The sequence below is a fragment of the Streptomyces sp. GD-15H genome (assembly GCF_045291515.1).
GTDB lineage: Bacteria > Actinomycetota > Actinomycetes > Streptomycetales > Streptomycetaceae > Streptomyces.
Genome location: NZ_CP149447.1, coordinates 4,819,165 through 4,844,030 on the forward strand (window position 1 = coordinate 4,819,165; position 24,866 = coordinate 4,844,030).

The window sequence follows — 24,866 nt, forward strand, 5'->3', positions numbered from 1 at the left end:
GGCATCCTGAGGGCATGACGGATCTCCGGGAACTGCGGGCCGGGCTGCGGGCGGACGTGCGCGGCGAGGTGGACTTCGGCGTCACCGCGCGGGCGCTGACCACCATGGACGCCTCCAACTACCGCCGGGTGCCGCTGGGTGTGGTGTCGCCGCGGGACGCCGACGACGTGGCGGCGGTCCTCGCCGTCTGCAAGGCGCACGGCGTCCCCGTGGTGCCGCGCGGCGGCGGTACGTCGATCGCGGGCCAGGCGACCGGCACCGGCGTGGTGCTCGACCTCACCCGGCACATGAACCGGCTGCTGTCCCTCGACCCGGAGACCCGCACGGCCGTCGTCCAGCCCGGCCTCGTCCTCGACCGGCTCCAGGAGGCCGCCGCCCCGCACGGGCTGTGCTTCGGCCCGGACCCCTCCACGCACAGCCGCTGCACCCTCGGCGGCATGATCGGCAACAACTCCTGCGGCTCCCACTCGGTCGCCTGGGGGACGACGGCGGACAGCGTGCGGGAACTGTCGGTCCTCACCCCGCGCGGGGAGCGGTTGCGGCCCGGACGGGGATGGGCCGGGGCCCCGGCGGGACTGCGGGAGTTGGTGGACGGCGAACTCGCCCGCCTGCGCACCGGCTTCCCCGAGCTGCCCCGCCGTATCTCCGGATACGCCCTGGACGCCCTGCTGCCCGAGAAGGGCGCCGACGTCGCCCGCTCCTTCTGCGGCTCCGAGGGCACGCTGGGCGTGCTGACGGAGGCGGTCGTGGAGCTGGTACGCGCCCCACGCGCGCGTGCGCTCGCCGTGCTGGCGTACGCCGACGAGAGCGGCGCCGCCGAGGCCGCGGCCGGACTGCTGCCGTACGAGCCGCTGACCGTGGAGGGCATGGCGGCCGATCTGGTGCCGTCCGCGGTGGACCTCCCGCGCGGTGGCGCCTGGCTGTTCGTGGAGACCGGAGGGGAGACGGAGGGGGAGGCACGCGCGCGTGCGGAGGCCGTCGTCCGCGCGGCGGACGTCGTGGACTCCCTGGTGGTGACCGACCCGGCCCGGCAGCGCGCGCTGTGGCGCATCCGGGAGGACGCGAGCGGCACGGCGACCCGGATGCCCGACGGGACGGAGGCCTGGCCCGGCTGGGAGGACTGCGCGGTGCCGCCCGCCCGGCTCGGCGCGTACCTGCGGGACTTCCGTGGGCTGCTGGCCGCCCACGGGCTGCGGGGAGCGCCGTACGGGCACTTCGGGGACGGCTGCATCCACGTCCGTATCGACTTCGACCTGCTGACGGAACCGGGCATCGCCCGCTTCCGGACCTTCTCCGGGGAACTCGCCGACCTGGTCGTGGCCCACGGCGGCTCGCTGTCCGGCGAACACGGTGACGGGCAGGCGCGCGCGGAGCTGCTGCCGCGCATGTACGGCACGGAGATGGTGGCCCTCTTCGCGCGCGTGAAGGACGTCTGGGACCCGGACGACCTGCTCAACCCGGGGATGCTGGTGCGCCCCGAGCCCCTGGACGCGAACCTCCGCTTCGCCGTCCTCCCGCGCGGACCGGTGGACGTCGTCTTCGGCTACCCCGCCGACGGCGGCGACTTCTCGGCGGCGGTCCGCCGCTGCGTGGGCGTCGCCAAGTGCCGTACGGAGTCGGTGTCGGGCCGGCGGTGATGTGCCCGTCGTTCCGGGCGACGGGTCAGGAGGAGCACTCCACGCGCGGGCGCGCGCGCCTGCTGCACGAGATGCTCGCCGGCGAGCTGGTGACCGACGGCTGGCGGTCCACGGAGGTACGGGACGCGCTGGACCTGTGCCTGTCCTGCAAGGGCTGCCGTTCGGACTGCCCGGTCGAGGTCGACATGGCCACCTACAAGGCGGAGTTCCTCCACCACCACTACGCCGGCCGCCGCCGCCCCGCCGCCCACTACGCGATGGGACGGCTGCCGCTGTGGCTGGGCTGGGTGGCGCGTACGAGGTCGGCGGCCCTGGTCAACGCGGGCGCCTCGGTGGGCCCGCTCGCGCGGGCGGCGAAACGGCTGGGCGGGATCGCGCAGGAGCGGGAGATCCCGCGCGTGGCCGGGGAGACGTTCACCCGCTGGGGGCGGGGACGGCGGACTGCCGCGCCCGCTGCCCCGGGTGCTCTGGTGATCCTCTGGCCGGACACCTTCACCGAGCACCTCTCGCCCTCCGTGGGCCGCGCGGCCGTACGGGTCCTGGAGGCGGCGGGCCTGCGGGTCGCGCTGCCCCCGACGCTGCGCCTCGCCGGGCGCCAGGGCGTGGTGGGGGACGCGCGCTCCCGTTCGGCGCTGCGGCTGCTGACGGCCCGCAGGAGCCGGGTCTGCTGTGGCCTGACATACCTCTCCACGGGCCAGCTCGACCGCGCCCGCGCGGTGCTGCGCCGCACCCTCGACCTGATGGAACCGGTGCTCGCCACCGACGTCCCGGTGGTCGTCCTGGAGCCGAGCTGCGCGGCGGCCCTGCGCACGGACGCACCGGAGCTCCTGCGCGACGACCCCCGCGCGGCGCTCCTGGCGGCCCGGGTCCGCACCTTCGCGGAGACCCTGGAGCAGTACGCACCGCACTGGACCCCACCGGCCCTGGACCGCCCCGTCACCGGCCAGACCCACTGCCACCAGCACGCGGTCCTCGGCGACACGGCCGACCGCCGGTTGCGCGCCACCGCGGGCCTCACCGGCGACCTGAGCGGCGGTTGCTGCGGCCTCGCCGGCAACTTCGGCTTCGAGAAGGGCCACTACGAGGTCTCGGCCGCCTGCGCGGAGGACCAGCTCCTCCCGGCGGTGCGGCAGGCACCGGAGGACGCGCTGATCCTGGCCGACGGCTACTCCTGCCGCACCCAGCTGGCCCAACTGGCTGGCGTACGAGGACGACACCTGGCGGAGGCGCTGGCGGAGGCCCTGGAGGAAAACCCGTGAGCACTTCGGGCGTCACTGTCCACATACCGCTCGTTCGAGCGCTCAAGGGACATTCACCTGCTGACTGCTCACGCTTTCCAGCAAGGTGTCCACGCCAGGCCACCGGAGTACGGGGAGCACGCGCTCCAGGCCGTCGGCCCGCATGGTCAGCGTCTCCTCGCGTGCGCTGCCGGGGCGGGCGAGGACGGCCCGGAGTGTGAAGGGCGGGTTCAGGCGAGGCGGTGCGCGTCGCGGATGGCCCGGGTCAGTTCGCGGAGGGCTTTGTCCTCGGTCCGGGACGACAGGTCGGCGGCGCGTTCGGCGAGTTCTCCGAGGCCCGGGGCGCCGGGCAGGGCGCTGTGGCGGCGGTCGGAGGAGCGCAGGGCGTCGGCGAAGTAGGCGGCGGTCGCGGTGAGCGTGAGGCCGCGGTCCGCGGTCCAGACGGAGTCGTCGAGGGCGTCGGCCTCCAGGTCGCCGGTCTCCTCGTGCGGGGCGCGGGTGTCGGGGTCGAGCCAGCGGACCGTGGCCGTGGCGAGGTGGCCGTCGGCGCCGGACCTCGTACGCACCGCGTACAGGGCGGTGACGGTGTGACCGGGGCCGACCTCGCCGCCGTCGACGCCGTCGTCGCGGAAGTCCTCGTCGGCGACGCGGCGGTTGTCGTAGCCGACGAGGCGGAACTCGGCGACGGTCTGCGGGTCGAAGGCGACCTGGGCCTTGGCGTCGCGGGCGGTCAGCTCGAGGTGGCGGGGCAGCTGTTCGCAGAAGACCTCGCGGGCCTCCTCCTCGCCGGACACGTACACCGTGTGGCCGTCGCCCTTGTCGGCGAGGCGTTCCATCAGGGCGTCGCCGTAGTCGCTGCCGACGCCCACGCCGAAGAGGGTGAGGCCGTGCTCGCGACGGGACGTCGAGATGCGTTCGAGGATCGCGTCGGCACTGGTCTCGCCGGTGTTGGCGAGCGCGTCGGAGACGAGGACGACCCGGTTGACGGCGCCCTCGCGCAGGCCCTCGACGGCGGTCTCGTAGCCGGTCTCGACGCCCGCGCCGAGGTTGGTGGACCGGGCGGGTTCCAGACTGTCGACGGCCTCGTGGATCTCGCCCCGGTGGCCGCCGAGGCGGGTCATCGGCAGCACGGTCTCGGCCTCGTCGCTGAAGGTGACGATCGCCACGGAGTCCTCGTCGCGCAGCCGGTCCGTCATGGTGCCGAGGGACTGCCGGGCGAGGTCGAGGCGGCCCGGTTCGGCCATGGAGCCGGAGATGTCGACGACGAAGGTGAGGGCCGCGGGCGGGCGCTCGCCGCTCGACTCGGCGGGGCGGGTGGCGAGGCCGACGCGGACCAGGGACCAGTCGTCCTCGTCGGTGCGGGCGCCGTCGACGGTGACCGTGAAGCCGTCGCCGTCGGGGCGTGCGTAGTCCTGGCGGAAGCTGTTGACGAACTCCTCGGGGCGGACCGTCGACGGGTCGGGCAGCCGGCCGTCGGCGAGGGTGCGGCGGGCGTAGCCGTAGGAGGCGGTGTCGACGTCGAGGGCGAAGGTGGACAGGTAGTCCGGCGCGGGGGCGATGTCGCGGGAGTCCTGCTCACCCTCGCGCTGCCCGCCCTCGCGCTGTTCGCCCGGGCCCCGGGGGCCGCCGGGGGCGGGGAGCGGGGCCGGACCGTCCCCCTTGCGGTCGTACCCGCTGTCGGTCGCGATGTTCTCGCCACCGCTGCCGCCCATGCTGCATCCGGTGAGCAGCAGGCCGCTCGCCGCCGTGAGCGCCAGCAGCGCGCCGCTCAGCCGTCGTGCCCCGTGCCGCTTCGTCGTCGCGTGCCACTTCATCGCCTGTTCCCCCTCGGTCCGTCGAACCCGACTCATGTGACTGTGACGCCGGGGCGGGACGGAACGTGCGGCACGGGGTGTTACAGGTCAGTCTCGAAGCGGGCACGGCCGACGGCCGCCGAGACCGGTGGGTGACCTTCCACTGACCTACGGCGTCACGTCGTCGCCCGTTCGGTCCGCATCGCGGACCGGGTTGACCAGGGCGGGACGCGGGGCTCATTGTCAGGTACATAGGAGCTGCACGGTGCTGACTGAGTCCATTACCCTCGATCGGGCAGTTCATCGCTGTACACAATCCCCGAGGGGGGTCACCCGCTCCCCGCCCCGAGCCCGTGGAAGGCACCGTGACCACCCCCAGTCCCGCCACCCCGTCCGTCCCGGTCCCGGCCGCCGTCCCCGCGGCTGCTCCCGGGCATGCGCCCGGTGCGGCGGGTGCTCCGCGCGGGCGGGGCTCGCTGGGGCCCGTCGGGCTGGTGCTCGCCGGGGGGATCTCCGTGCAGTTCGGCGGGGCGCTCGCGGTGACGCTGATGCCGCGGGCCGGCGCGCTCGGCGTCGTGACGCTGCGGCTGCTGGTGGCCGCGATCGTGCTGCTCCTGGTGTGCCGGCCCCGGTTGCGCGGGCACTCGCGCGCCGACTGGACCACGGTGATCGTCTTCGGACTCGCGATGGCCGGGATGAACGGCCTCTTCTACCAGTCCGTCGCCCGCATCCCCCTCGGTACGGCGGTCACCCTGGAGGTTCTCGGCCCGCTCGCCCTGTCCGTGCTGGCCTCCCGGCGCGCGGTCAACTTCGTCTGGGCCGGACTCGCCCTCGCCGGTGTCTTCCTGCTCGGCGGCGGAGGCTTCGACACCCTCGACCCCGTGGGTGCCGCCTTCGCCCTGGGGGCCGGTGTCATGTGGGCGGCCTACATAGTCTTCAGCGCGCGTACGGGACGCCGCTTCCCGCAGGCCGACGGGCTCGCCCTCGCCATGGGCGTGGCGGCACTGGTGTTCCTGCCGCTGGGCATCGCCGAGTCCGGCACCAAGCTCCTCGACCCGACGGTCCTCGGCCTGGGCGCGGCGGTCGCGGTGCTCTCCTCCGTCCTCCCGTACACGCTGGAACTCCTCGCCCTGCGCCGCCTGCCCGCCTCCACGTTCGCCATCCTGATGAGCCTGGAACCGGCCATCGCCGCCGCCGCGGGCTTCCTCATCCTCAGCCAGGTCCTCACCCTCACCGAGGCCGCCGCCATCGCCCTGGTCATCGCGGCGAGCATGGGAGCGGTACGGACACAGGTGGGACGGGGACGCGCGAAGGCGCCGGGGGCTGTGTCCTGACGATCGCGGCGACGTGGTGAGGGGCGACGGGGCTGGAGTCGCTCCCGTGGTCCCGAACCAACGGGCCGCGGCGCGTGGCCGGTGCGTCGGCCCAGGACACGAAGGGAACAGCAGGCATGGGTGTGCAGCCCACTGAGACCGTCGGCGACGGACCGCTGATTCCTCGCCCGGAGCGCACACCGGGTGCTCTGCGTGCTGCCTGTACAGTCCTCGCCCCCGACCTCCTGACGGCGTACGACCGGGCGAAGGGCCAAGCGCTCGCCGAGGCGGTGGAACACGGTTCGCTCAAGCCGATCCACGCCTACCTCAGCCACTGGGCCGTGCTGATCGAAATCGAGCCTCACCCGGCCATGGCCAAGACGTACCACCGTGCCGAGTACCTCGCCCGGACCGCCACCACGGCGGACGAGGCCCGCACGCACCTGATCACGGCGAGTTCCCTGTACCGCGAAGCCGCCAAGGCGGTGCACGCGGAGTGACCTGGGGAGAGTACGTCCCCGACGAGGAGACGGTGGCGGCCGGTGCTCCGGCGGCATTCCTCGCCGAAGTGGCGAAGACGGCCGATGAACTGGTCAGGGCAGCGGAAGCGCTTCACCTCCATGGCCCCGCACACGAGGGAGCGGACGAAGGGGCGAAGCGCGCGTTCGTAGGAAGCACGCGTTCGTGGCCGGAGGCTTCTTCGTCTACATGGTCACGCCACGCTCGGAGCTCGTCGCCATGGCAGGTAACGCCTGGTCCCCTCGTGTGACGAAGGGCCCGGAGTGGCCGTTCGGTCGGACAGGGGGTCGCGTCGCGGCGGATCAAATCCAGCAAGCGTGCTTGATTGTTTCTGGGGTGCCTGTCATGCTCGCCGCATGGCCGACCCGACGCCCGTGATCGACGACCTGTGTGCGGAGAGCGACGAACTCGACCGGCTGGTGGCCGGACTGGGTGGGAGGGAATGGGCGCTGGGCACTCCCGCGCCCGGCTGGACCGTCGCCCATCAGATCGCGCACCTCGCCTGGACCGACCGCTCCTCGCTGCTCGCGGTGACCGATCAGGGCGCCTTCGCCCGCGAGGTTGAGAAGGCGCTGACCGAGCCCGGGGACTTCGTGGACAACGCCGCGCGGGAGGGCGCCGGCCTGCCGCCCGCACGGCTGCTCGCGGACTGGCGGGCTGGCCGCGAAGCCCTCGAGAGCGCCCTGCGGGCAGCACCCGCGGGGGCGCGTTTCCCCTGGTACGGCCCTCCCATGTCCGCCGCTTCCATGGCCACCGCCCGACTCATGGAGACCTGGGCCCACGGCCTGGACGTGGCGGACGCGCTGGGTGCGGTGCGCGCGCCGACCGACCGGCTCCGCCATGTGGTGCGGCTCGGCGTCCGCACCCGCGACTTCGCCTTCGGGGTGCACGGCCTGCCCGTGCCGTTCGAGGAGTTCCGCCTCGAACTCACCGCCCCCTCGGGCGGACTGTGGACGTACGGTCCCGAGGACGCCACGGACCGTGTCACCGGTCCCGCGCTCGACTTCTGTCTCCTGGTCACCCAGCGCGCCCACCGCGCCGATCTCGCCCTCACCGCCGACGGCCTCGACGCCGACCGCTGGCTGGACATCGCCCAGGCCTTCGCCGGGCCGCCCGGCGGCGGACGCGCGCCGAAGGAGGCCGCCCCGGGGAACACCCCGTGACCGCGCCCCTGCGCATCGGCAACGCCTCCGGCTTCTACGGCGACCGCTTCGACGCCCTGCGCGAGATGCTCACCGGCGGCGAGCTCGACGTCCTCACCGGCGACTACCTCGCCGAGCTGACCATGCTCATCCTCGCCCGCGACCGGCTGAAGGACCCCTCCGCCGGGTACGCCCGCACCTTCCTGCGGCAACTGGAGGACTGCCTCGGCCTCGCCCACCAGCGCGGCGTCAGGATCGTCACCAACGCCGGCGGGCTCAACCCGGCCGGCCTCGCCGACGCCGTACGGCAGCTCGCCGGCCGGGTCGGCGTCGAGGTGCGCGTCGCCCATGTCGAGGGCGACGACCTCACCGCCGCTCACCCGGGTGCGCTGGCCGCGCACGCCTACCTCGGCGGCTTCGGCATCGCGGCCTGTCTGCGCGAGGGCGCCGACATCGTGGTCACCGGGCGGGTCACCGACGCGGCCCTGGTCACCGGGCCGGCCGCCGCCCACTTCGGCTGAGGGCCGGCGGATTACGACCGGCTCGCGGGAGCCGTCGTCGCCGGGCACGTGCTGGAGTGCGGCACCCAGGCCACCGGTGGCAACTACGCCTTCTTCGGCGCGCGGCCACCCGGTGACCTCCTGCGGCCCGGCTTCCCCCTCGCCGAGCTGCACGAGGACGGCTCCAGCGTCCTCACCAAGCACCCCGGCACCGGCGGCTTCGTCGACGTCGGCACCGTCACCGCGCAGCTGCTCTACGAGACGGGCGGCGCCCGGTACGCCGGGCCCGACGTCACCGCCCGGCTGGACACCGTACGGCTCACCCAGGACGGCCCCGACCGGGTACGGGTCGACGGGGTGCGCGGGGAGGCGCCGCCGCCCACGCTCAAGGTCGGACTCAACCGGCTCGGCGGTTACCGCAACGAGGTCGTGTTCGTCCTCACCGGGCTCGACATCGAGGCCAAGGCGGCCCTCGTGAGGGAGCAGATGACCGGCGCGCTCGCCAAGGCGCCGCCCGCCGAGGTGCGGTGGAACCTCGTCCGCACCGACCGGGCCGACGCCGGCACCGAGGAGCAGGCGAGCGCCCTGCTGCGGCTCGTCGTCCGCGACCCCGGACAGGAAGCGGTCGGACGTGCGCTGAGCGGGGCCGCCGTGGAGCTGGCGCTGGCGAGCTACCCCGGATTCCATGTGGTGGCGACACCGGGGAAGGGCGCTCCGTATGGGGTGTTCGAGGATGCGTACGTCCCCCACAGTGCCGTCAACCATGTGGCCGTCCTCCATGACGGCCGTCGCATCACGGTGGGCCGAACCCACGACACCGACGTACTCGAGGACGTGCCGGAGCCGGAGCTGCCGGAACCCCTGGCCCCCGGACCGACCCGTCGGGCGCCCCTCGGCCTGATCGCCGGGGCCCGCAGCGGCGACAAGGGCGGGAACGCCAACGTCGGTGTGTGGGTCCCAGACGTCCGCGGCGACGACGCCTGGCGGTGGCTCGCGCACGAACTGACCGTCGAGCGGTTCCGCCGGCTGATCCCCGAGGCCCGCGACCTGCCAGTCACCCGGCACGTCCTGCCCCGCCTGCGCGCCCTGAACCTCGTCGTCGAGGGCATCCTCGGCGAGGGCGTCGCCGCGCAGGCCCGATTCGACCCCCAGGCCAAGGCGCTCGGCGAATGGCTGCGCTCCCGCCACCTGGACATCCCGGAGGCCCTGCTGTGACGGTCCTCGAATCCGCCCTGGACACGACGGGCCCCGACTACCGGGCCCACCGCGAGGCCATGCTCGGCAAGCTCGCCGCACTCGACACCGAACACGCCAAGGCCCTCGCGGGCGGCGGCGAGAAGTACGTCGACCGGCACCGGAAACGCGGCAAGCTCCTCGCCCGCGAGCGTGTCGAACTGCTCCTCGACCCCGACACGCCGTTCCTGGAACTGTCCCCGCTGGCCGCGTGGGGCACCGACTACACCGTCGGCGCCTCCCTGGTCACCGGGATCGGCGTCGTCGAGGGCGTGGAATGCCTGATCACCGCCAACGACCCGACCGTGCGCGGCGGCGCGAGCAACCCGTGGAGCCTGAAGAAGGCCCTGCGCGCCAACGACATCGCGCTCGCCAACCGGCTGCCCTGCATCAGCCTGGTGGAGTCCGGCGGCGCCGACCTGCCGTCCCAGAAGGAGATCTTCATTCCCGGGGGCGCCGTCTTCCGGGACCTGACCCGGCTGTCGGCGGCGGGCATCCCGACCGTCGCGGTCGTCTTCGGGAACTCCACCGCCGGGGGCGCGTACATCCCCGGCATGTCCGACCACGTGATCATGGTCAAGGAGCGGGCGAAGGTGTTCCTCGGCGGGCCGCCGCTGGTGAAGATGGCCACCGGCGAGGAGAGCGACGACGAGTCGTTGGGCGGCGCCGAGATGCACGCGCGCGTGTCGGGCCTCGCCGACCACTTCGCCGTCGACGAGCCGGACGCCCTGCGGCAGGCCCGCCGGGTCGTGGCCCGCCTCAACCACCGCAAGGCACACCCCGACCCGGGACCGGCCGCGCCCCCCGAGTACGACCAGGACGAACTCCTGGGCATCGTCCCCGGCGACCTGAAGATCCCCTTCGATCCGCGCGAAGTCGTCGCGCGGATCGTCGACGGCTCCGACTTCGACGAGTTCAAACCGCTCTACGGGACCAGCCTGACCACCGGCTGGGCGAGCCTGCACGGCTACCCGGTGGGCATCCTGGCCAACGCCCGAGGGGTCCTCTTCAGCGAGGAGTCGCAGAAGGCCGCCCAGTTCATCCAGCTCGCCAACCAGCGCGACATCCCGCTGCTCTTCCTGCACAACACCACCGGCTACATGGTCGGCAAGGAGTACGAGCAGGGCGGGATCATCAAACACGGCGCCATGATGATCAACGCGGTCGGCAACTCGAGGGTCCCCCACCTGTCGGTGCTCATGGGGGCCTCCTACGGCGCCGGGCACTACGGCATGTGCGGGAGGGCGTACGACCCGCGCTTCCTGTTCGCCTGGCCCGGCGCCAAGTCCGCCGTCATGGGCCCGCAGCAGCTCGCCGGCGTGCTGTCCCTCGTCGCCCGGCAGTCGGCGGCGGCGAAGGGCAGGCCCTACGACGACGAGGCGGACGCGGCGCTGCGCGCCATGGTGGAGCAGCAGATCGAGTCCGAGTCGCTGCCCATGTTCCTGTCCGGGCGGCTGTACGACGACGGCGTCATCGACCCGCGCGACACCCGCACCGTCCTCGGCCTGTGCCTGTCGGCCATCCACACGGCGCCCTACGAGGGCGTGCGCGGTGGCTTCGGCGTCTTCCGGATGTGAGGGGCCATGATCACCTCCGTTCTTGTGGCGAACCGCGGCGAGATCGCCTGCCGCGTCGTCCGCACCTGCCGTGAGCTGGGAGTCCGGACGGTCGCCGTGCACTCGGACGCCGACGAGAACGCCCTCCACGCGCGCGTGGCCGACGCGGCCGTACGCCTGCCGGGGGCGGCGCCCGCCGACACGTACCTGCGCGGCGACCTGATCGTGAAGGCGGCGCTCGCCGCCGGCGCGGACGCCGTGCACCCCGGCTACGGCTTCCTCTCCGAGAACGCCGGCTTCGCGCGTGCCGTCCAGGACGCGGGCCTGGTGTGGATCGGGCCGCCCCCGGAGGCGATCGAGGCGATGGCGTCCAAGACGCGCGCCAAGGAACTCATGGGCACCGAGCCCCTGCGCGAGGTCACCGAGGCCGACCTGCCGGTGCTGGTGAAGGCCGCGGCGGGCGGCGGCGGACGCGGGATGCGCGTCGTGCGGCGCCTCGCGGACCTGGACGCCGAACTGGCCGCCGCGCGCGCGGAGGCCGCGAGCGCCTTCGGCGACGGCGAGGTCTTCGTCGAGCCGTACGTGGAGAACGGCCGCCACGTCGAGGTGCAGATCCTCGCCGACACGCACGGCACGGTGTGGGCGCTCGGCACCCGGGACTGCTCCCTCCAGCGCCGCCACCAGAAGGTGATCGAGGAGACCCCGGCGCCCGGCCTGACCGAGGAACTCACCGGCGAACTCCACACGCTCGCCGTACGCGCCGCCCGCGCCGTTGGTTATGCCGGTGCCGGAACCGTCGAGTTCCTCGTCGCGGGGGACCGGGCGCACTTCCTGGAGATGAACACCCGCCTCCAGGTGGAGCACCCCGTGACGGAAGCCGTGTTCGGTCTCGACCTCGTCGCCGAACAGATCCGCCTCGCCGAGGGCCACGCCCTCGCGGACGAACCGCCACGCGCGCGTGGCCACGCCGTCGAGGCCCGCCTCTACGCCGAGGACCCCGCCCAGGACTGGGCCCCGCAGACCGGCCTCCTGCACCGCCTCGCCGTCCCCGAGGGGGTCCGCCTGGACACCGGGTACTCCGACGGCGACGACATCGGCGTCCACTACGACCCCATGATCGCGAAGGTGATCGCCCACGCGCCCACCCGCGCGGAGGCCGTCCGCAAGCTGGCCTCCGCCCTGGAACGGGCGGCGATCCACGGCCCCGTCACCAACCGGGACCTGCTCGTCCGCTCCCTGCGGCACGAGGAGTTCGCGGAAGGCCGCATGGACACCGGCTTCTACGACCGCCACCTGTCCGGACTCACCGCACCGGCCCCCGACCCGTACGCGCCGCTCGCCGCCGCCCTCGCCGACGCCCACGGCCGCTCCCGCTTCGGCGGCTGGCGCAACCTGCCCTCGCAGCCGCAGGTCAAGCGGTACGCGGTGGCGGGCGAGGAGCACGAGGTCCGTTACCGGCACACGCGCGACGGCCTCGCAGCCGACGGGGTGCGGGTCGTGCATGCCGACGCGGGGCTCGTGATCCTGGACGTGGACGGCGTACGGCGCAGGTTCGAGGTCGGCCGCTACGGCGACCGCGTGTACGTGGGCGCCACCGCCCTCACCACCCTGCCCCGCTTCCCCGACCCCACCACCCAGCACGCCCCCGGCTCCCTCCTCGCCCCCATGCCCGGCACGGTCGTCCGCATCGCCGACGGCCTGACCGAGGGAGCCGCCGTACGGGCCGGAGAGCCCCTGCTGTGGCTGGAGGCGATGAAGATGCGACACAGGATCACGGCCCCGGCCACGGGAACTGTGAGCGCCCTGCACGCGACACCGGGACAGCGAGTGGAGGTCGGCGCCCTTCTGGCTGTCGTGGAGTCCCGCGCCCCCTAGGAGCGCGGGACAGTGCCCGACATGCGGCTCCGCCGCGTGGGCGCGAGTCACCACGGACAACCGCACCCTCGTGACGACCTGAAGCCCCTCCCCCTTAGGAGCGCATATGCCCGTCATCGAGTCCGAAGAGCACAAGGCTCTTCGCGCGGCCGTCGCCGCCCTCGGCAACCGCTACGGCCGCGCCTACACGACCCGCACCATCGCCGAAGGCAACCCCACCGAACTCTGGTCGGAAGCCGCCGAGCTCGGCTACCTCGGAGTCAACCTCCCCGAGGAGTACGGAGGCGGAGGCGGCGGCATCGCGGAACTCTCCATCGTCCTCGAAGAACTCGGCGCCGCCGGCTGCCCGCTGCTGATGTTGGTGGTCTCGCCGGCGATCTGCGGCACCGTGATCGCCCGTTTCGGCACCGAGGACCAGAAGCAGCAATGGCTGCCGGCCCTGGGCAACGGCACCCGCATCATGGCCTTCGGCATCACCGAACCCGACGCCGGTTCCAACTCGCACCGCATCACGACCACCGCGCGGCGCGACCCCGACACCGGGGACTGGCTCCTCACCGGCCGCAAGGTGTTCGTCTCCGGCGTCGACATCGCCGACGCCACCCTCATCGTCGGCCGTACCGAGGACACGCGTACCGGACGCCTCAAGCCCTGCCTGTTCATCGTCCCCCGCGACACCGAGGGCTTCCAGCGGCGCGTCATCGACATGGAACTCAACGCCGTCGCGAAGCAGTTCGAGCTGGTCCTCGACGACGTACGGCTGCCCGCCGACGCGCTCGTCGGTGGGGGCACCTCCCACGCTTCCGGCAGTGGAGGAGAGGACGCGGGGCTGCTCCAGCTGTTCGCCGGGCTCAATCCCGAGCGCATCATGACGGCCGCCTTCGCGGTCGGCCTGGGCCGCCACGCGCTCGCCAAAGCCGTCGCGTACGCGCGTGAGCGCACCGTCTGGAACGCCCCCATCGGCGCCCACCAGGCCATCGCGCACCCCCTCGCGCAGGCCCACATCGACCTGGAACTGGCCCGCCTGATGATGCAGAAGGCCGCCCACCTCTACGACTCCGGCGACGACGTGGGCGCGGGGGAGGCAGCCAACATGGCCAAGTACGCCGCCGCCGAGGCCTGTGTGAAAGCAGTCGACCAGGCCGTGCACACGCTCGGCGGGAACGGCCTCACGCGCGAGTTCGGCCTCGCCTCGTTGATCACCGCCGCGCGCGTGTCCCGTATCGCTCCGGTGAGCCGGGAGATGATCCTCAACTACGTCTCCCACCAGACCCTGGGCCTGCCCAAGTCGTACTAGGCCGTGCCGGCCGTCTTGGAGGAACCGTGTTCCGCAGCGAGTACGCAGACGTTCCACCCGTGGAACTCCCCCTCCACGAGGCGGTGCTCGCGCGCGCCGCCGAGTTCGGGAGCACCCCGGCACTCGTCGACGGCACCGACGGCACCACCCTCGCGTACGAGCAGGTGGACCGGTTCCACCGGCGCGTCGCCGCCGGTCTCGCCGAGGCGGGGGTGCGCAAGGGCGACGTCCTCGCCGTACTGCCGTTCTTCCCCATCCACGGCCTGACGGTCCTGATGAACGCCCCGCTGCGCAAGGGCGCGACCGTCGTCGTCCTCCCGCGCTTCGACCTGGAGACGTTCCTCACGGCCATCCAGAACCACCGCATCACCGGCCTGTACGTGGCCCCGCCCCTCGTCCTGGCCCTCGCCAAGCACCCCCTGGTCGTCCAGTACGACCTGAGCTCCCTGAAGTACCTCATCAGCGCCGCCGCCCCCCTCGACGCGAGCCTCGCGCCGCCTCCGGGAAGACCCTGCGCCGTGAACTCAGGCCGCAGCCCAAGGAGCCCTCGTGACCCTGATCGGCCGCACGCGCGTGCGGGGCGTCGAGACCCTCAGCCTCGACGCCCCCGAGCGCCGCAACGCCCTGTCCGCCGCCCTCGTCGGTGAACTCGCCGGCGCGCTCACCGACGCCGCCGCGGACGGCGACGTCCGCGCGGTGGTCCTCACCCACACCGGCAACACCTTCAGCGCGGGCGCCGACCTGCGCGACCCTTCCCCAAGCCCTCGGCTTCTCCCCCACTCTCGGCTCCCCACGAGCGGGGGGATCCCCACGAGCGGGGGGACCCCCACGAGCGGGGGAGGCCCCAACGCCCCCGAGGCGCTGACCGGCCTGCTGCGGCAGCTCGTCGAACTGCCGAAACCGGTCGTCGCGCGGGTCACCGGGCACGTCCGCGCGGGCGGCCTCGGCCTGCTCGCCGCCTGCGACATCGCCGCCGCCTCGCACGCGGCCACGTTCGCCTTCACGGAGGTGCGCGTCGGGGTCGCCCCCGCGGTCATCTCCCTGCCGCTGCTGCCCCGCACCGACCCGCGCGCGCTGGCCCGCTACTACCTCACCGGGGAACGCATCGACGCCGCCGAAGCCACCCGCATCGGTCTGCTCACCGCGTCCGGCGACGACGTCGACGACGTCCTCGCGCCCATTCTGGACGGCCTGCGCCGAGCGGCCCCCGAGGCCCTGGCCGAGACGAAACGGCTGCTCACGGCTAGGGTGCTGGAGACCTTCGACCGGGACGCCGCCCACCTGACGGCGCTCTCGGCCCGCCTCTTCGCCTCCGCCCACGCGCGCGAGGGGATGACGGCCTTCCTCGAACGACGGGATCCGGAATGGGTGGTGTGAGCGCGGCGGCCGACCGTGCCGAACGCGTCCCCAAGCAGGACCGCAGCCGGGCCACCCGGCAGCGTCTCCTGGAGGCCGCCGTGGCCTGTCTCGCCGAACACGGCTGGGCGGGCTCCACGGTTCTGGTCGTCGCCGAGCGCGCCGGTGTCTCCCGGGGGGCGGCCCAGCACCACTTCCCGACCCGCGAGGACCTGTTCACGGCCGCCGTCGAGTACGTCGCCGAGGAGCGTTCCACCGCGCTGCGCGCGCTCTTCCCCGAGGGAGCGGCGGCCGGTGACCGCCGCGCGGTGGTGGCCGCGCTGGTCGACCTCTACACCGGGCCCCTGTTCCGCGCCGCCCTCCACCTGTGGGTCGCCGCCTCCAACGAGGAGCAGCTGCGGCCCCGCGTGACCGAACTGGAGGCGCGCGTCGGCCGCGAGACCCACCGCATCGCCGTCGACCTGCTGGGCGCCGACGAGACCCGCCCCGGCGTCCGCGAAACCGTCCAGGGCCTCCTCGACATGGCCCGCGGCCTGGGCCTGGCCAACCTCCTCACCGACGACGCGGGCCGCCGCGAACGGGTGGTCGCCCAGTGGGCAGCGCTGCTGGACGGGGCGCTGGACTGAGGCGAGGGGCCGTCGCCGGCCGGCCGAGCCGGAGGCCGGCCGGCAGCGGGTGTGCGGTGCTCCGGCGAACTTCGGCGCCCGCCGTGACGAGCCCGACGTTCAGCGATCCGGCGAGCGGCGGCATACGCGGCGCCGCGTTCACGGGCTCAGCCGCTCCACCCTCCAGCCCCCGTCGGCCCGTGCCACGTACCGCAGGCGGTCGTGCAGGCGGTTCTCCCGGCCCTGCCAGAACTCCACCGCCTGCGGGGCCACCCGGAAACCGCCCCAGTGCGGTGGCACCGGCACCTGTTCGCCCTCCGGATACCGGGCCGCGAGCTCCGCGTACGCCGTGTCCAGGTCCGTACGGCTAGTGAGCACCGACGACTGGTCGCTCGCCCACGCGCCCAGCTGCGAGCCGTGCGGCCGGGTGCGGAAGTAGGCGGCCGTCTCGTCCCGGCCGGTACGCCGTGCGACTCCGGTGACGATGACCTGCCGGGCCATCGGATGCCACGGGAACAGCAGCGAGACGTACGGGTTCCCGGTCAGTTCGCGCCCCTTGCGGGAGTCGTAGTTCGTGTAGAACACGAACCCCTGCTCGTCGAAGTGCTTCAGCAGCACCGTGCGGGAGCTGGGCCGGCCCTGCGCGTCCGCCGTGGAGACGACCATGGCGTTCGGCTCGAACAGCCCGCCGTCCGTCGCGGCCTGCTTGAACCAGCGCGCGAACTGGTCGACGGGAGTGGCGGCCAGATCGGTCTCGGAAAGCCCCTCGACCCGGTACTGCTTGCGCATCGAGGCGAGAGCGAGGGGGACGGAGTCTCGGTCGGTCACGCCGTCATCCTGCCGTATGTGCGGATGCCGTGGGGACCCGGTGCCCCACGACCTCGTATGGCACTGAGTGCCGCGAGCCCTCCCCAAAAATGGCACTCAGGGATATCGTGCTGGCACTGATCCGGTTGGGTGACCCCCGATCGGGCATCACAGGGGTGACCGGTGACGTGCCGGACCGCGAGTCCTCGCCGTGAGACCGCGGATCCATCGGACGCGCATCCCGTTCCCGCCGACCGGCCCGCACGCGGTCGCCCCGCCCCTCACCACAACACCATCCGTCGCTCACACCACGAGGAGCCGCCTGATGTCCGACTTCGTACCCGGGCTCGAAGGAATCGTCGCGTTCGAGACGGAGATCGCCGAACCGGACAAGGAGGGCGGCGCACTCCGGTACCGGGGCGTCGACATCGAGGACCTGGTCGGGCACGTCTCCTTCGGGAACGTCTGGGGCCTGCTCGTCGACGGCGCCTTCAACCCCGGCCTGCCGCCCGCCGAGCCGTTCCCGATCCCCGTCCACTCCGGTGACATCCGCGTCGACGTCCAGTCCGCGCTCGCCATGCTGGCCCCCGTCTGGGGCCTGAAACCGCTCCTCGACATCGACGCCGAGCAGGCCCGCGAGGACCTCGCCCGCGCCGCCGTCATGGCCCTCTCCTACGTCGCCCAGTCCGCGCGCGGCCAAGGCCGGCCCATGGTCCCGCAGCGCGAGATCGACAAGGCGCACTCCATCGTCGAACGCTTCATGATCCGCTGGCGCGGCGAACCCGACCCCAAGCACATCGCCGCCGTCGACGCGTACTGGACCTCGGCCGCCGAGCACGGCATGAACGCCTCCACCTTCACGGCCCGCGTCATCGCCTCCACCGGCGCGGACGTGGCCGCGGCCCTCTCGGGCGCCGTCGGCGCCATGTCGGGGCCGCTGCACGGCGGAGCCCCCTCACGCGTCCTCGGCATGATCGAGGAGATCGAGCGCACGGGCGACGCCGAGGCCTATGTGAAGCAGGCGCTCGACAGGGGCGAACGCCTCATGGGCTTCGGCCACCGCGTCTACCGCGCCGAGGACCCGCGCGCCCGTGTCCTGCGCCGCACCGCGCGCGACCTGGGTGCCCCGCGCTTCGAGGTCGCCGAGGCCCTGGAGAAGGCCGCCCTGGCCGAACTCCACGCCCGTCGCCCCGACCGCGTCCTGGCCACCAACGTCGAGTTCTGGGCCGCCATCGTCCTCGACTTCGCCGAGGTCCCGGCCCACATGTTCACCTCGATGTTCACCTGCGCCCGCACCGCGGGCTGGTCGGCCCACATCCTGGAGCAGAAGCGCACCGGCCGCCTGGTCCGCCCCTCCGCCGACTACATCGGCCCCGGCAGCCGCGGCCTTCACGAGATCGAGGGCTACGCGGACATCGCCCGCTGAGTGCGGCAGTCCTGAGAGCCCCGAGAACCCCGAGAACACAGACGACCCGCGAGTCCGGCCCTCCGAAGGAGGGGCCGGCCGGACGTACCGGCGACTCGCGGGTCGGGCGACTGCGTTGGGTTAGGCCGGTTGCGTGTGTCTCGCACACGCCGGTCCGGCGCCGAACCGAGTACGGCGACGGGCCACTAGCCCGCAGCCACCTCTTCCGTCCGGTATTCATACATCTGCCGAACCACCTCCTCTCCGAAGTACCGCCAGCCTAGGAAGCGATTCCCTCCGGAGCAACCACTTTTTTCGTGATCCCGGGTCGCCGGTGGTGGGCCGGGTGCCGTCAGACGCCGAGCAGCTGCTTCAGCGGGTCGATGGCGAAGTAGACGAGGAAGAGCCCCGCGGTGCCCCACAGCAGCCAGTGCACCTCGCGGCCCTTGCCCAGGCAGGCCTTGATGACCACGTAGGAGATGAAGCCGGCGCCGATGCCGTTGCTGATGGAGTAGGTGAACGGCATGACCACGATGGTCAGGAAGGCGGGGACGGCGAGTTCGAAGCGGTCCCAGTCGATGTGCCTGACCTGCGTCATCATCAGGAAGCCCACCGCGATGAGGGCGGGGGCCGCGGCCTGCATCGGCACGATGGTGAGCAGGGGGGTGAAGAAGAGGGCGAGAGCGAACAGACCGCCGGTGACCAGGTTGGCGAAGCCGGTCCGGGCACCCTCACCGACACCGGCGGCGGACTCGATGTAAGTGGTGGCGGACGACGAGGAGGCGGCGCCGCCCGCGACGGCCGCCGCACTGTCGATGAACAGGACCCGGCCCAGACCGGGGACCTGCCCGCGCTCGTCGAGCAGCCCGGCCTCAGCGGTGACACCGACGACGGTGCCCATCGTGTCGAAGAAGTCGGACAGGATGAGCGTGAAGATCAGCAGGACGATGGTGAGCACGCCGATCTGACCGAACGAGCCGAACAGGTCGAACTGCCCCAGGAGCCCGAAGTCGGGCGCGGCGACGGGGTTGCCGGGCAGCTCGGGGGCGGTGAGGCCCCAGCTCTTGACGTCGGCGATCTCGTTGATGAGGACGGCGAGCACCGTCATCGCCAGGATGCTGATGAGGATGGCGCCCCGCACCTTGCGGGCCATGAGGACGACCGTCAGCAGCACACCGAGGCAGAACACGAGCATGGGCCAGCCGGTGAGGGAGCCGGTGCCGAGCTGGACGGGCACGGTGGTGTTCGCGGCGTCCGGGATGCGAGACACGAACCCGGAGTCCACGAAGCCGATGAAGGCGATGAACATGCCGATGCCGACGCTGATCGCCTGCTTGAGGGGCTGCGGGATGGCGTGCATGACGGCCTCGCGCAGACCGGTCAGCACCAGGACGCAGATCAGCAGGCCCTCGAGCACGACGAGGCCCATCGCGTCTTCCCAGGCCATCAGGGGAGCGATCTGGAAGGCGACGACGGCGTTGAGGCCCAGACCCGCGGCCAGGGCGAGCGGCAGGTTGCCGGCCACACCCATGATCACGGTCATCACCGCGGCCACCAGGGCGGTGGCGGTCGCCAGCTGGGCGGCGCTCAGGGTCTGGCCGAATTTGTCCTCGGTACTGCCGAGAATGATGGGGTTCAGTACGAGGATGTATGCCATGGTGAAGAACGTGGCGAATCCACCGCGTATCTCCCTGGCGTAGGTCGAGCCGCGTTCACTGATGCGGAAGAACCGGTCGAGTGGGCCGTGGGCTCTGACAGGCGCCGGATCGGCCGGGTCGGTCGTGAGGGTTTGCATGAGCGGGTCTCCTGGGCGAGCAAGGTGCGGGGAAGCATGACGGCAGCCGCCGGGCGCGTGCGGCGTCGACATGCGGACACACCTGCGGCAGCCCGCCAGCGGATTCTACGAACCTGAGCGTTTTATTCAAGCCCTTCGAGGAAAAGAGGGGTTGTTTCCCTAGTTGGCGTTCCGTCGGTTCCTACAGAATTTGCGGCGACCTTCCCGTCATAACGGGAGACAGGCGACAGAGAGGCATGGTATTCACGGTGGGTTACTCCTTACTCTCGGTGCGTGCATCCACCACTCCCCTTCAACGCGCGCGCCGCCCGCACCCTGCGCGGGAAAGTCGGGATGGCCCCCGGCCACGTCGCCTACGGCATGCGCGCCTCCTACGGCTTGACCCACATCACCCCCGACCACATCACCGCATGGGAGCGCGGTATCGCCCTGCCCACCGCCAACGAACTCACCGCCCTGGCCGGCGCACTGTGGTGCTCCCCGAGCGAGCTCATGGGCGCCCCCCGCACCCTGCGAGAACACCGGATCGCCCGCGGACTCGCCGCCGAGGACGTCGCCCGGGTCACCAGCCTGAGACTCCACGACTACCTCCACATGGAGGAGACCGGTCAATGGGTCGGTGACCGACGGCAGTCGGCCAAACTGGGCGCCCTGCTCAAACTCCCCCCGAGGGACTTCATCGCCATCACCGGTGGCGAGGCGGAACTCACCCGGCTGCTCACCGAGGCCGTCTCCACCCGCTGGCAGGCCCACATCCGGGACATCGCCCGCCTCGTCTCGATGGAACGCCGCGATCTGCAGGACGTGCTGCGCGCCATGCACACCGAGTACCAGTCCCTCATGGCGGCCACCCTCAGCAGAGGCGGCGGCGCCAACGCCTCCGGCGAGCAGGGACGGCGCTACCTCGACGACATCGTGGACCACTTCTGGTCGCGCTTCCCGGAACACTGACGACCTCTGCCGCCCGCGCGTGAGGACGCCGAACCGGCCGGCCGTGCCGCAGCGCCGCGACGCTGCGGGACGGCCGGCCGCGGTGATACCGGCGCCGTACAACGATTCCTTCAATGTTGTGGGAACCCGATGTGCGCTGAGTCACGTTCGAGTTGAATGAGGGCAAGTGGGCGGATCGACGTGCCGTACGGCGGACGCAGCTGCAGGGGGTCCAGGTGAGTGCTTCCCGGCGTAGTGGGACCACCGACGAACTGGGGCCCGACGAGCCCGAGCGGGATGGCTCGGGCGGGTCCGGGCGGGAGAGTTCGGGCGGTTCCGGGCGGGAGAGTCCGGACGGGTCCGATCTGCTGGCCGCGTTGTTGGACGGCATGGACGCCGCCCTGTGCGCCCTCGACGCGCACGGGGTGGTGACGCACTGGAACCGTGAGGCGGAGCGCGTCCTCGGGTGGACCGCGGCCGAGGCGGTGGGCCGGCAGGGGTTCGCCGGGTGGGCGGTGCGCGGCGCCGACGCCGCGGAGGTCGAGGCACGGCTGATGTCGGCCATGGACGCGTCGGGCCGGCAGGTGCACGAGTTCGCGCTGCTGACGAAGGACGGCGGCCGGGTGCTGGTGCGGACGCAGTCCGCGGCCGTGCGCGGACCCGACGGGAAGCCGGCGGGCGTGTACTGCGCGTTCAGCGAGGTGCACGCGCAGATCGACCTGGAACGGTCGATCGCGCTGAGCGAGGCGCTGCTGGAGGACGCGAGCTGGGGTGTCGTGCTCGTCGACGCCGATCTGCGGCCCGCCGTGGTCAACGCGCACGCGGCCCGCGCGCTCGGCGCGGGGCGTACGTCGGTGCTGGGACGGCCGCTCGGGGAGCTGCTGTCGCAGGGTGTGGAGGAGTTGGAGAGCGCGCTCACCCATGTGCTGGCCGAGGGCGCCCCGCCCGCGCCCGCCGATATCTGGGTGGGCGTGCGGGAGCCGGAGGGCGAGCGGCGGCGCTGCTGGCGGTGCGGATTCGTGCGGCTGTCGTCGCCGCTGTCGGAGGAACCGGTGCCGCTCGGCGTGGGCTGGCTGTTCCAGGACGTGACCGAGTCCCGGCAGGGCGAGCAGGAGGCGTCGCTGCTGCGGTTCCGCGCGCAGCAGCTGCACCGTGCGGCGCGGGCGGCGGCCGAGTGCGAGGACCCGGCGGAGGCGGTCACCGTCCACCTGGACTTCGCGCTGGCCGGATTCGCCGATCACGCGCTGATCGACCGGGTGTCCGACGGAACGGCGGACGGAGGGGAGAGCGCCGGGCGGGTCCGGCTGGTGCGGATCGCGGCCACTCCCTCCGGGGCGCCGGGGCCGAGCAGGCTGGCCGGGCGGGCGGGTCTGCCGGTGCGGTACCGCGAGGGACATCCGGCGCTGCAGTGCGTGGAGCGGGCCGGCTCGGTACGGGCCGACGCGGGGGCGGTGCCGGCGGAGGAGGCGCGCGTATGGGCGGTGTCCCGGCAGTGGCCGGCGGACGCGGCGCACGCCCTGTGCACGGTGCTGCGCAGTCGCGGCCGGACGCTGGGCGCCGTGACGTTTCTGCGCGGTCCGGGCCGGAACGCGTTCGCACGCTCCGACGCGATGTACGCGGAGGACGTGGCGGTACGCATCGCCACGGCCCTGGACCTGGCGGGAGCTACCGGGCACCCGGACTGACAGGCAGCCGGAGTGGCGGCGGGTTCTCAGCGCCGGTAGAAGATCCGGTCGGCGTACTGGTTCAGGATGCGGCCGTTCCAGTCGTGGCCGCCGTCGACGTTGCCGGAGCGCAGGAGCGGGGGCTCGATGCCTCGGTCGGCCAGGGTGGCGGCGGCGGTGGCCATGACCGCCTGGAGCAGGGCCGCGGTGACGACCGTGGAGGCGGGGGCGAAGGGGGCGGGGACGTTGTCCAGGGTGAGTTCCGCGTCGCCGACCGCGATCTTGGAGTCCAGGACGAGGTCGCAGTGGTCCTTCAGATACGTCCCCGAAACGTGCCGGGACGTCGTCTCCGCCGCGTACGCCACCGAGGTCACGCCGATGACCTTCATGCCCAGGGCGCGGGCGTTCACGGCCATCTCCACAGGGAGCGCGTTGCGCCCGGACAGGGAGACGATCACCAGGGCGTCGCCCTCGCGGGCCGGTGACGAGTCGAGCACGGCGCTCGCGAGTCCGTCGACGCGTTCGAGGGCGGAGCCGAGGGTGGCCGGCATCACGTCGACGCCGACGACACCCGGGACGGCGAGCAGGTTCATCAGGGCGAGCCCGCCCGCGCGGTAGACGACGTCCTGAGCGGCGAGCGAGGAGTGGCCGGCGCCGAAGGCGAAGAGGCGTCCGCCGTCCGCGACCGTGTCCGCGAGCAGGGTGCCCGCGGCCGCGAGGGAGTCGGCCTCCTCGTCGCGGACCCGGTGCAGCAGGTCGATCGCGGCGTCGAGGAACCGGCCGGCCGGCGTGCGGTCGCTCATGGAGGACCATCCCTTCGGGGTGGGCTGCTGCGGATCACCGTGCGGTCCGGACCAGCGTCGTGTCAACATGGCGGCAGGGGGCCGGGCAGACCTCTCCGTGGCAGCCTGTACCCCCGGCGGACAACCGGCGTTTCCACGGCGCGCCCCGGTTGTTGGCGCGATGGGTGAGAATTGAGTCCAGGGCCAGCGCATGCGCCGGTGAGCCGTCCAGCTTCCGGCAGAGCCAATCGCAGAGCTAATCGAGGGGCACGTATGTCCGGACTGATCGACACCACGGAGATGTATCTCCGCACCATCCTCGAGCTGGAGGAGGAAGGCGTGGTCCCCATGCGCGCCCGGATCGCCGAGCGGCTGGACCAGAGCGGGCCGACGGTCAGCCAGACGGTGGCCCGGATGGAGCGTGACGGCCTGGTGTCCGTCGCCAGCGACCGGCACCTGGAGTTCACGGAGGAGGGCCGCCGGCTGGCCACCCGGGTGATGCGCAAGCACCGCCTCGCCGAGTGTCTGCTCGTCGACGTGATCGGCCTGGAGTGGGAGCAGGTGCACGCCGAGGCCTGCCGCTGGGAGCACGTGATGAGCGAGGCCGTCGAGCGTCGCGTGCTGGAGCTGCTGCGGCACCCGACCGAGTCGCCCTACGGCAACCCGATCCCGGGCCTGGAGGAACTGGGCGAGAAGGACGGCGCCGTCCCGTTCCTGGACGAGGGCATGGTGTCCCTGGCCGATCTCGCCCCGGGACTCGAGGGCAAGACGGTCGTGGTGCGTCGTATCGGCGAGCCGATCCAGACGGACGCGCAGCTGATGTACACGCTGCGCCGCGCGGGCGTGCAGCCCGGCTCGGTGGTCAGCGTGACGGAGTCGGCGGGCGGTGTGCTGGTGGGCAGCGGCGGCGAGGCGGCCGAGCTGGAGTCGGATGTCGCCTCCCACGTGTTCGTCGCCAAGCCCTAGGCCCGGTCGTCGCATCGGCCACTCGGCTCGCTGACTCGCATCACCAACTTGACTTTTCCGAGAGGGAGTTGGGGTGCCGGTGTGATCGCGCCGAATCCGAGATCCAGTATGCCGAAGTGCAGCGCTCGCCGGGTTCGCGTGCGAGGCTGTCGCGTGAGGCATATGACGCGAGGGGCTCTTGGCCGGGCCCGGCAGTGAGGTCACCCGGCCGGGGAGGGGCGGGAGAATGTGCCGTGACCACGTGAGGAGCCCCGGCGCCGTGCGGCGCCGGGGCCTGTCCTCCCCTGTGCTGACCCGGAGCCCCGAGCTCCCAGGGTCATTCCCCTCGAACCGGTCTCCCCGAGCGGTCCGCCTCCCGCTGAAAATCTCCCCGCGGACGCGACGATCAATCCCCGAGAGGTGTCACTCGATCGAGGGGTGTTAGCGGCGGGAACGGCGTTCTCGAAAGCGCAT

Annotated in this window: 16 protein-coding genes and 3 pseudogenes; 15 read left to right on the forward strand and 4 right to left on the reverse strand. The window is 72.7% G+C overall.

Annotated elements, in window-relative coordinates; all coding sequences use genetic code 11:
- The first annotated feature begins 14 nt into the window (after window positions 1–14).
- Window positions 15–2,896, forward strand: a pseudogene (locus WJ438_RS22900) (FAD-binding and (Fe-S)-binding domain-containing protein).
- 209 nt (window positions 2,897–3,105) lie between these two features.
- Here WJ438_RS22900 and WJ438_RS22905 read toward each other — a convergent pair.
- Complete coding sequence (locus WJ438_RS22905) at window positions 3,106–4,689, reverse strand: von Willebrand factor type A domain-containing protein (protein WP_406726894.1); 1,584 nt, start codon at window positions 4,687–4,689, stop codon at window positions 3,106–3,108.
- Window positions 4,690–5,033: 344 nt separating this feature from the next.
- Here WJ438_RS22905 and WJ438_RS22910 point away from each other — a divergent pair, with 344 nt between their 5' ends.
- From WJ438_RS22910 to WJ438_RS22955, 10 genes and pseudogenes are all read left to right on the forward strand, one after another.
- A complete protein-coding gene (locus tag WJ438_RS22910; protein WP_406726895.1) occupies window positions 5,034–6,002 on the forward strand; it encodes an EamA family transporter in 969 nt (322 codons plus the stop codon).
- Between the two features lie 116 nt (window positions 6,003–6,118).
- Window positions 6,119–6,481 (forward strand): DUF6247 family protein, encoded by a 363-nt coding sequence (locus WJ438_RS22915; protein WP_406726896.1) that lies wholly within the window; start codon window positions 6,119–6,121, stop codon window positions 6,479–6,481.
- A gap of 375 nt (window positions 6,482–6,856) precedes the next feature.
- On the forward strand, window positions 6,857–7,663 hold the full coding sequence (locus WJ438_RS22920; protein WP_406726897.1) for a TIGR03084 family metal-binding protein: 807 nt from the start codon (window positions 6,857–6,859) through the stop codon (window positions 7,661–7,663).
- Window positions 7,660–9,357 (forward strand): annotated as a pseudogene (locus WJ438_RS22925) (acyclic terpene utilization AtuA family protein). Before WJ438_RS22920 ends, WJ438_RS22925 begins: the two are co-directional and overlap by 4 nt.
- Window positions 9,354–10,952 (forward strand): acyl-CoA carboxylase subunit beta, encoded by a 1,599-nt coding sequence (locus tag WJ438_RS22930; RefSeq protein WP_406726898.1) that lies wholly within the window; start codon window positions 9,354–9,356, stop codon window positions 10,950–10,952. Before WJ438_RS22925 ends, WJ438_RS22930 begins: the two are co-directional and overlap by 4 nt.
- 6 nt (window positions 10,953–10,958) lie before the next feature.
- The gene (locus WJ438_RS22935; RefSeq protein WP_406726899.1) at window positions 10,959–12,806 is read left to right on the forward strand and encodes an acetyl/propionyl/methylcrotonyl-CoA carboxylase subunit alpha; all 1,848 of its coding nucleotides are present in this window, start codon (window positions 10,959–10,961) and stop codon (window positions 12,804–12,806) included.
- Window positions 12,807–12,912: 106 nt separating this feature from the next.
- Entirely contained in the window at window positions 12,913–14,103 is a 1,191-nt protein-coding gene (locus WJ438_RS22940; protein ID WP_406726900.1) for an acyl-CoA dehydrogenase family protein, read from the forward strand.
- A 26-nt stretch (window positions 14,104–14,129) separates the two neighbouring features.
- A pseudogene (locus tag WJ438_RS22945) lies at window positions 14,130–14,597 on the forward strand (AMP-binding protein); the annotation flags it as partial.
- Window positions 14,598–14,652: 55 nt separating this feature from the next.
- Window positions 14,653–15,480, forward strand: a complete 828-nt coding sequence (locus WJ438_RS22950) for an enoyl-CoA hydratase-related protein (protein ID WP_406726901.1) — start codon at window positions 14,653–14,655, stop codon at window positions 15,478–15,480.
- A complete protein-coding gene (locus tag WJ438_RS22955) occupies window positions 15,468–16,085 on the forward strand; it encodes a TetR/AcrR family transcriptional regulator (RefSeq protein ID WP_406726902.1) in 618 nt (205 codons plus the stop codon). The genes WJ438_RS22950 and WJ438_RS22955 overlap by 13 nt, the downstream gene beginning before the upstream one ends.
- 138 nt (window positions 16,086–16,223) lie before the next feature.
- Here WJ438_RS22955 and pdxH read toward each other — a convergent pair whose 3' ends face one another.
- Window positions 16,224–16,892, reverse strand: a complete 669-nt coding sequence (pdxH, locus tag WJ438_RS22960; RefSeq protein WP_406726903.1) for a pyridoxamine 5'-phosphate oxidase — start codon at window positions 16,890–16,892, stop codon at window positions 16,224–16,226.
- A gap of 304 nt (window positions 16,893–17,196) precedes the next feature.
- Here pdxH and WJ438_RS22965 point away from each other — a divergent pair, with 304 nt between their 5' ends.
- Window positions 17,197–18,297, forward strand: a complete 1,101-nt coding sequence (locus WJ438_RS22965) for a citrate synthase 2 (protein WP_406726904.1) — start codon at window positions 17,197–17,199, stop codon at window positions 18,295–18,297.
- A 331-nt stretch (window positions 18,298–18,628) separates the two neighbouring features.
- On the opposite strand, the gene WJ438_RS22970 is transcribed toward WJ438_RS22965, so the two are convergent.
- Complete coding sequence (locus WJ438_RS22970) at window positions 18,629–20,071, reverse strand: NCS2 family permease (RefSeq protein ID WP_406726905.1); 1,443 nt, start codon at window positions 20,069–20,071, stop codon at window positions 18,629–18,631.
- A gap of 273 nt (window positions 20,072–20,344) precedes the next feature.
- On the opposite strand from WJ438_RS22970, the gene WJ438_RS22975 reads away from it, so the two are divergent.
- Together WJ438_RS22975 and WJ438_RS22980 are read left to right on the forward strand one after the other, a co-directional pair.
- Complete coding sequence (locus tag WJ438_RS22975) at window positions 20,345–21,022, forward strand: helix-turn-helix domain-containing protein (RefSeq protein ID WP_406726906.1); 678 nt, start codon at window positions 20,345–20,347, stop codon at window positions 21,020–21,022.
- A gap of 215 nt (window positions 21,023–21,237) precedes the next feature.
- Complete coding sequence (locus tag WJ438_RS22980) at window positions 21,238–22,686, forward strand: PAS domain-containing protein (RefSeq protein ID WP_406726907.1); 1,449 nt, start codon at window positions 21,238–21,240, stop codon at window positions 22,684–22,686.
- A gap of 26 nt (window positions 22,687–22,712) precedes the next feature.
- Here the strand turns inward: WJ438_RS22980 and WJ438_RS22985 are convergent, their stop codons facing one another.
- Window positions 22,713–23,468 (reverse strand): SIS domain-containing protein, encoded by a 756-nt coding sequence (locus tag WJ438_RS22985; protein ID WP_406726908.1) that lies wholly within the window; start codon window positions 23,466–23,468, stop codon window positions 22,713–22,715.
- Between the two features lie 252 nt (window positions 23,469–23,720).
- Here WJ438_RS22985 and WJ438_RS22990 point away from each other — a divergent pair, with 252 nt between their 5' ends.
- Complete coding sequence (locus WJ438_RS22990; RefSeq protein ID WP_406726909.1) at window positions 23,721–24,413, forward strand: metal-dependent transcriptional regulator; 693 nt, start codon at window positions 23,721–23,723, stop codon at window positions 24,411–24,413.
- Window positions 24,414–24,866 lie beyond the last annotated feature (453 nt).